At 53.1% G+C, this 5,623-nt stretch carries 10 protein-coding genes; 9 read left to right on the top strand and 1 reads right to left on the bottom strand.

Translation table 11 applies throughout. The features are described 5' to 3' along the window. On the bottom strand, positions 1–254 hold a 254-nt coding region (locus ACMV5I_RS28970), incomplete at its 3' end, for a hypothetical protein (RefSeq protein ID WP_414825908.1). A 410-nt stretch (positions 255–664) separates the two neighbouring features. Between ACMV5I_RS28970 and ACMV5I_RS28965 the strand changes: the two genes are divergently transcribed. The 9 genes from ACMV5I_RS28965 to ACMV5I_RS28925 all read left to right on the top strand — a co-directional run. After that, complete coding sequence (locus tag ACMV5I_RS28965; protein WP_414825907.1) at positions 665–1,096, top strand: hypothetical protein; 432 nt, start codon at positions 665–667, stop codon at positions 1,094–1,096. Positions 1,097–1,182: 86 nt separating this feature from the next. Continuing rightward, complete coding sequence (locus ACMV5I_RS28960; protein ID WP_414825906.1) at positions 1,183–2,016, top strand: N-6 DNA methylase; 834 nt, start codon at positions 1,183–1,185, stop codon at positions 2,014–2,016. A 152-nt stretch (positions 2,017–2,168) separates the two neighbouring features. Continuing rightward, a complete protein-coding gene (locus ACMV5I_RS28955) occupies positions 2,169–2,471 on the top strand; it encodes a type II toxin-antitoxin system HigB family toxin (RefSeq protein ID WP_414825905.1) in 303 nt (100 codons plus the stop codon). A gap of 4 nt (positions 2,472–2,475) precedes the next feature. Continuing rightward, positions 2,476–2,835: a helix-turn-helix domain-containing protein gene (locus tag ACMV5I_RS28950; protein WP_414825904.1), complete on the top strand. Its 360-nt coding sequence runs from the start codon at positions 2,476–2,478 to the stop codon at positions 2,833–2,835. Between the two features lie 738 nt (positions 2,836–3,573). Beyond that, on the top strand, positions 3,574–3,942 hold the full coding sequence (locus ACMV5I_RS28945) for a hypothetical protein (protein WP_414825903.1): 369 nt from the start codon (positions 3,574–3,576) through the stop codon (positions 3,940–3,942). Positions 3,943–3,999: 57 nt separating this feature from the next. Next, complete coding sequence (locus tag ACMV5I_RS28940; RefSeq protein WP_414825902.1) at positions 4,000–4,233, top strand: hypothetical protein; 234 nt, start codon at positions 4,000–4,002, stop codon at positions 4,231–4,233. Continuing rightward, complete coding sequence (gene tnpA, locus ACMV5I_RS28935; protein WP_414825901.1) at positions 4,190–4,564, top strand: IS66 family insertion sequence element accessory protein TnpA; 375 nt, start codon at positions 4,190–4,192, stop codon at positions 4,562–4,564. Before ACMV5I_RS28940 ends, tnpA begins: the two co-directional genes overlap by 44 nt. Then, complete coding sequence (gene tnpB / locus ACMV5I_RS28930) at positions 4,561–4,914, top strand: IS66 family insertion sequence element accessory protein TnpB (RefSeq protein ID WP_414825900.1); 354 nt, start codon at positions 4,561–4,563, stop codon at positions 4,912–4,914. Before tnpA ends, tnpB begins: the two co-directional genes overlap by 4 nt. 41 nt (positions 4,915–4,955) lie before the next feature. Next, on the top strand, positions 4,956–5,623 hold a 668-nt coding region (locus ACMV5I_RS28925; RefSeq protein ID WP_414825899.1), incomplete at its 3' end, for an IS66 family transposase zinc-finger binding domain-containing protein.

The raw sequence follows: 5,623 nt of genomic DNA, 5'->3' as shown, positions 1-5,623 counted from the left end.
CAAAAAGGGCGTGCCATTCTTCGGGCGTGCGGATGTTCCTCATGGGTTTGCTCCGTGTTGATGATCGGGAACAAGATCATGGCAACATCGCGAACGCAATAACAGGTGGGGTTCCAGCGACGCTTACTGTCTTTCTCATTGTCATTTCTCCGATCGTTTCCATTCCACGCTGTTGGTGTCGCCTCTCTCTGGCCCAAAATCAGGTCAACAGCAGTCTGGATACCTTCGGCTTCCAGGCGTTGCCTGGTCGTCACCCCTACTCAGCTAACCCGGCCAAAAAATGCCGGGCAAGCTTCACCGAACCCCGCATAAAAAGCGGGGTTCGGGCCTGAAGGCTTGGGTCTGATATCTAACGGCCAGGTCAAGGGCAGCAGCTGGCCAGGGCCAGCGCGTTCACTGCCCCGCGGTAAAGCTGCAGGGCGCTAAGGACGTCCCGCCGTTCCGTCGTGCCGGGTTTGTTCATACTGTTGCCCCTGGTGATCCCTCTCTCGTTTAGTTCTTCGCGGATGGCTGTTTGTAGCACCATTCCCGTTCAGAAAACAAAGGAAGGTAAACGCCGTAAACGGCCCTTTGTTTTCTGCCCAGGCCTGTTGCTCCTTACGCCATTTGCCGCGTGAGACCTAACCGAAAGATGGACTAACCACCTGATAAGGGGAAAAACAGCATGAACACACAAAAAGTCAACGTCAAAACCGCCACGCAAGATCCTCCCAAAAGATGGGTTAAAGACCTAAGTGCTTTCGCTAATCAAGAGTTAGGTCGTTTTGTCGTGAAATATACCGCCTACAGCCTTCGTGGAGTCTTTAGCACGCATCATCGGTATTTTATCTTTGCAAAAAGCAGGCTGGATGCAGCTTTCAAATTCGGCTTGCTTGCGCCAAAGGAAAGCGACTTTGTTGTGGATGCCGTGGATGTGCAGGTGCCTATACAAGACGTCTGTATCAGCACAACAGGCTATCACTTTACAGTTGATGCCGATCAGTGGCGATGTCTGGAAAACGGCGAGTTCGTGGAAGTGGCACGCGATGGCGATATCTGGAACGCCGAACGTACGTACGCATTACCCCTCTATGGCCATTTGCAACACCATGACTAACAAGTAGGGTTTCCCCTGTCTTCTCTAGCCGGTTTACTCCTGAGAAAGTTAGACCGGCTTTCACTGTCAAATATGGAGATAAGCCTATGTCGCAACTGAGTTTTACCGATTTGTGCAGCGCGTTCGAAAGCGTATCAGCGCAAACCAAGCCCGTGCCGATCAAGAAACCGCTCAGCCCAGTAGCACCCCGCATGATCATGCCAGATGTAGCCCGAAAGCAGTTTATCAGCGTCTTTGCTCACACAGCGCAAAATATGCGGCGTTGGGACGTGTTTCGTGACTTCATTACACTAGCGGCTAGTGAACTGGATATGGTTCGCATCCGAACGCCTGAAAACATCGAGCGTAGCCGCCAGATTTGCGACGGTTACACGGCTGCTGATCACGACAATATGAAAAAACTGTTTTGCCTGATGGTCACCGCCCTGGAAGGTGAATTTCATGATTTCCTGGGGGCAATATTCATGGAGCTGGAACTTGGCTCCGATCAGATGGGCCAATTTTTTACGCCGTACTCTATTCAATTGATGATGGCGAAAATGCTGACTGGAGATATTGCGGCAGTAGTCCAAAAACAGGGCTGGATCGAACTGCATGAGCCAGCATGCGGCGCGGCGGGTATGGTGCTGGCTTATGCTCAGTGCATGCTGGAAGCGGGGTTAAATCCTTCTGAACACCTATATGTCGAGTGTATCGATATTGATCCTGTTGCCGCTGATATGGCTTTCATCCAGTTGAGCCTGCTCGGGATCGCTGCCAAGGTGATCACCGGCAATGCATTGACCACGAAATTCACCCGCGTTCGCTATACGCCGATTTACTACATCAACGAATGGGAAGGCCGGTTGGCTCTGCGGCAGAGTGTGGAGGCGCTGGCAAAGATTATGCAGCAGGCGACCAAAATGGCAGTTTTGAGCTGAGATTTGAGCATTAATAATGCCGGTCAAGGCAGTTTATAGCCCTGTTATGCCCAGCGGGAAGGGGTGACCCTCCCCGCTTTAATGCTATAAAATGAGTCCCGTGGTGGGACTAAAACCTTGATTAATCCCAATTTGGGACTATAATAAACAGTATGAAAATCATATCCGTTAAGACATTAAAAGATTTTTGGGATGAATATCCCGATGCCGAGCAGCCGCTGAAAGCATGGGTAGATGAGGCCGTCAAAGCGAACTGGCGTACCCCGGCAGAGATTAAAGAACAGTACCGCAGCGCCAGCATTCTGAAAAACAGGCGGGTGGTATTCAATATCAAAGGAAACGACTACAGGTTAATCGTAGCGATTGCCTATCAGCGGGGATGGATGTTTGTGAAATTCATCGGCACGCACCGCGAATACGATGCCATCGATGCTGAAACTGTAGAACTGGAGTAAAACGATGCAAATCAAACCGATCCGTAACGAAGATGATTACAATGCAGCCGTAAAGGCCATTTCCCCCCTCTTTGACAACGAACCAGCAATGGATACCCCGGAAGGGGACTATTTTGAGATCATGTGCTTACTGATTGAAGAGTATGAAAAGAAGCACTATCCCATTGAGCCCCCTCACCCCATCGAGGCGATAAAATTCCGGATGGAGCAACAGGGCTTGACGGTCAAAGATTTGGAGCCAGCGATCGGCAGGGCAAACCGTGTGTATGAAGTCCTGAATGGTACACGAAAACTCACCTTGCCGATGATCCGCAACCTGCACAAGCAATTCAAGATCCCGCTGGAAAGTCTGGTTGGCATGTAATTTTCCGCAACAGGCAGCCACAGGTGTAGAACATCAGTCCTGTGGTTGCTGCCCAGGTCTACCCCTTTACGGCGTGCAAGCACGGGCGGCCAAAATCCAAAGAGAGGACGGCACCTGCGGCGCCGTTCTTCTATCTGCCGCTCCAGGAGGGATTGATTATCTTCCTCTCTTATCTTCTTCCAGATCATCTCTCTTTCCTGATTATCTTCTTCCGACAGCGATGGTATTGCAGCTGGCTGGCGAGAAACTAATTCAACGGCTGTTTGGATACCTTCGGCTCCCAGGCGTTGCCTGGTCGTCACCCCTACTCAGCTAACCCGGCCAAAATGCCGGGTAAGCTTCTGCCGAACCCCGCAAGCGGGTTTCGGGCCTACGGCTAGGGTCTGATATCTAACGGCCAGGTCAAGGGCTGCAGCTGACCAGGTGGCCAGCGCGTTTCACTGCCCTGCAAAAGGCTGCAGGGCGCTAAGGTCGCCACGGCGTTTCGCCGTGTCGGGTGCGTGCATATTGCTACTACCGTGTCAGTCACACCCACTGAGTCCCTCGCCCCGCTAAAAACTACCTTCCAGGCGTCTGAAGTCAAATCTGTCGCCGGCACCCGTTCGCACTCCCTGCGGTCGCTTGCGCTGCGGCTTTGTCGCCAAATTTGACTTCATCCTCATCCCTGGAAGGTCAGTTTAGCGGTTGCGGCGAGGGGCTCAGTGGGATGTGACAATAAACACTAACGGGAGAAATAACATGCACACACATAACGTCAAGGTCAACGGCGCGACGGAAGCTAGCAGGATATGTGAAAGGACAACACCACGATTTGATGGTTTTGTCTGCAACATTCACTCACGTCACCCGTTTGATGTTATCCGCGCTGACGTGGTGATCCAACGGCTGGAAAAAGAGGCCAATAAAGGGTGTGGCAGCTATTACGAAATTTACGAATCACGCCTACTGGCTATGGCGATGAACTGGATGGAAAGATTACCGCTAACAGATCGCCCGGTGTTTATGGGGGCGGCAACGAAGCGGGGGATCATGCTGACACTGGCCGAAGAACAACGCGCACAGGCCTCAAGTGATGAACTGATGGCCGAGCTGGCCGCCGATTACTGATTTTTTAACCCGGTGGCGGCGTATTGCTGCCACCCCTCACTAGAAGGAAAAAACACCATGTATTTAAATCTGACCGAGTCTTGCGCCACGCTGGGTATGAATGCCAACACGGAAACCGAGCGCGCCTATTGGCAGAGCCGTGAAAAAGCAGCGGTGAAAAAGCGTAAGCGTCGCTGGAACCCCACCTGTTATTGCGTTCGCGATGTTGCCATGATCTTGTTCCCGATCATCAACACGGAGCAAACCCATGAGGAACATCCGCACGCCCGAAGAATGGCACGCCCTTTTTGACGAACAACAACGCTCTGGACTCAATAAAACCCAGTTTTGCCATCAACATGGCATCACTCGCTCCGCATTCTCCAATGCCAGGCATCGGCTTTCTGTCAGCAGCAAATCTGCACGTTCCTTCGTTCCAGCGCTTCCGCCAGGTGCGTTTACCGATACGCTTGTCCCCTCTGCTTCCTTGTCCGACGATAAGCCTGTGCCCAGGGAAACCGTTTCGTCCGTTCCTCAGGCAAGCCGGCAACTGGCTCTCATCCTTCCCGGCGCCACGTTATCACTGCCGGTCGATATTTCCCCTCACTGGCTGGCCACGTTGTTGCGGGAGATGGCGTCATGAAGATGTTCGTCGATGCGCCTGCTATCTACCTTTATCCAGAGTACGTGGATTTCCGAAAAAGCATCAACGGCCTGGCGTTGATTATTGAGCAGGAGGGGACTCATTCTCCCTTCGACGAGGCCCTGTTCGTCTTCTGCAACCGAAACCGCGACAAGGTCAAGGCGCTCTACTGGGATAAAACCGGGTTTTGCCTGTGGTACAAACGTCTGGAGAAAGATTTTTTCCGCTGGCCAACAGTGGGCCAGCAAGCCATACGGCTTACCGAAGAGCAATGGCGCTGGTTACTTGCTGGTGTTGACCTCGATAAAATCCGCACGCATCAACCCTTCGATTGCATTGCGGTCAGTTAACTTTATCAGCCTATCCCCGCGTTGCCTGCTACAGTAGCGCCATGAGAACGACTACCGACAACTTGCCGAATGATATCAATGAACTGAAACAGATAATCATTGGGTTACAGCAAGAGTTGCAGGCGCAGCAGCAGGAGCTGCAGGCGCAGCTCGAAGAACTCAATCTGTACCGGCGCAAAATGTTCGGTCGCAGTGCCGAGCCACACCCGCCACAGGGCGACGTATTCAACGAAGCCGAAGCTGAAGCGTCGGTTGGCGTCGACGTATTCAGCGACGATGACGCCTGCGAACCGGAACCCCTCAATGCCGACGACAGCGCCTCTGACGATAACGTCACGCAAAACGACGGAACACAGCAGCCCAAAAAACGGCGCCCGCGTCTACCGCCCGGTCTGCCACGCGAGGAGGTCATCGTTCGCCTCCCTCCCGAAGAGCAGGTGTGCGACTGCTGTCACCAGCAGATGCACGTGATGGGCGAAGAGGTGCGTGAAGAGCTGGAGCTGATACCTGCGCATGTCCGGGTGACCCGCTATATCCGCGAGAAATACGGTTGCCGGTGTTGCGAACAACAGGGCACGAGCGGCAGCGTGAAGGTGGCACCGTCGGTGCCGGCGGTGTTCCCTAAAAGCTACGCCACGCCGTCGCTGGTCGCGCAAATCATCATCAACAAATTCCAGTTCGCGCTGCCGCTGTACCGGCAGGAAGTGCT

The sequence above is a fragment of the Serratia sp. T13T92 genome (genome assembly GCF_047530105.1).
GTDB lineage: Bacteria > Pseudomonadota > Gammaproteobacteria > Enterobacterales > Enterobacteriaceae > Chania > Chania fonticola.
Note: the sequence above shows the minus strand (reverse complement) of the source record. Positions and strands in the feature narration are given on the sequence as shown.